We start from the raw sequence: 1,612 nt of genomic DNA, 5'->3' as shown, positions 1-1,612 counted from the left end.
AGCCCACCAACCACCTTGAGATCCGGCACCAGCTGGAGGTGCTGGCGATAGTGCGCGCCACCGGCGTGACCGCGCTGGTGGCGCTGCACGTCCTCAACCTCGCCGCCGCCCACTGCGACCTGCTGCACGTGCTCGCGGACGGCGCCGTGGTCGCCTCCGGCCCACCCGCCGAGGTGCTCACCGAGGAGCTGGTGGCCGAGGTGTTCGGGGTGCGCGCGCACGTCCTGCCGCACCCGGTCACCGGCCGCCCGCACCTGTTCTACGACACCGCGCTGTGACCCGCCTTCCCACGACCCGCCTGCCCGCGACCCGGTCCCCGCGCCGCGCCCCGTCCCCGCACCGAGAGGCCCCACCCGTGCCACGCACCCGCCCCACCGCGACAGCGCTGACCGCCGCCGCGCTGAGCGCCCTGCTCCTGTCCTCCTGCGGGGCCTCCGTGCGCCCGCAGGCCGAAGCGCCGCAGGCGCAGGGCTACCCGGTCACCGTCACCAACTGCGGCCAGGAGCTCACCTTCGACCGCGCCCCCGAGCGCGTCGTCGCCTACGACAGCGGCATCGTCGAGACGGTGTTCGCGCTCGGCCTGACCGACCGCCTCGCCGGGTACGTCATGTCCGGCAGCAAGAACAACGACATCGAGGGCTCGCCCTGGAAGGCCGAGTACGAGCGCGCCCCCAGGCTCGGCGTCGACCGGATCAGCAAGGAGTCGATCCTGGAGGCCGGGGCCGACTTCGTCTACGCGGGCTGGAACTACGGCTTCAGCGAGGACCGGGGCCTCACCCCGGCGCACCTGGACGAGCTGGGCGTGCGCTCCTACGTGCTCAGCGAGTCCTGCCGCAACGGCGTGGGGACCACCTCGCGCGGGACCATGGCGCCCCTCGAAGCCCTGTACACCGACCTGCGCAACCTCGGGAAGATCTTCGGCGTCCCCGAGCGGGCCGAGCGGCTGGTGGCCGAGTACCAGGAGGTCGTGCGGCAGGCGGAGGCGACCGTCCCGGCGGATCGCCCGCGCCCCAAGGTGTTCCTCTACGACTCGGGCGCCGACAAGCCGTTCACCGGCGGGAAGTACGCCGCCTCCAACGAGATCATCACGCGCGGCGGCGGCGACGACGTCATGTCCGGGGTGCTCGACAGCTGGACCACGGTCACCTGGGAGAGCGTGGTCGAGGCGAACCCGGACGTCATCGTGATCAACGACTACGACGTGCCCAGCGCCGAGGACAAGCGGAAGTTCCTGGAGACCTACCCGCCGCTCGCGCAGGTCCCCGCGGTCAGGAACGGCCGCTTCCTGGTCCTGCCGTACGCCGCGCTCGTGCAGGGCCCGCGCAACCCGGCCGCGATCCGCACCGTCGCGGACTACCTCAACGGGCTCTGACCACCTCCCGCCGGGCGCGCGCCACCCCGGGTCCGGCGGGCAGGCGGGAGGTCAGCTCACCCCGGCCATCAGCGCGTTCACCCCGAGCGGACCGCGGACGGGGGCGTCCGACGCCGGCCACGGCGCGGCCACCTGCTTGCCCGACACCGGGAGCCGGAACGACACGTGGGCGACCGGGTAGGTCGTCCCGCCGGTCCCGGTCGGCGACCAGAAGTAGACCACCGGGCCCAGGAAGTCGTC

At 73.3% G+C, this 1,612-nt stretch carries 2 protein-coding genes and 1 pseudogene; 2 read left to right on the top strand and 1 reads right to left on the bottom strand.

All coding sequences use genetic code 11. The features are described from left to right. A pseudogene (locus ACTUAL_RS26820) lies at positions 1–278 on the top strand (ABC transporter ATP-binding protein); the annotation flags it as partial. Positions 279–355: 77 nt separating this feature from the next. Continuing rightward, entirely contained in the window at positions 356–1,372 is a 1,017-nt protein-coding gene (locus ACTUAL_RS26815) for an ABC transporter substrate-binding protein (protein ID WP_440902193.1), read from the top strand. 51 nt (positions 1,373–1,423) lie between these two features. Here ACTUAL_RS26815 and ACTUAL_RS26810 read toward each other — a convergent pair. Beyond that, the coding region (locus ACTUAL_RS26810; RefSeq protein WP_440902192.1) for a hypothetical protein at positions 1,424–1,612 on the bottom strand (189 nt) is incomplete at its 5' end.

The sequence above is a fragment of the Actinosynnema sp. genome, from assembly GCF_052038725.1.
The sequence above is the reverse complement of the archived record's forward strand: the minus strand, read 5'-3'. Positions and strand labels throughout refer to the sequence as shown.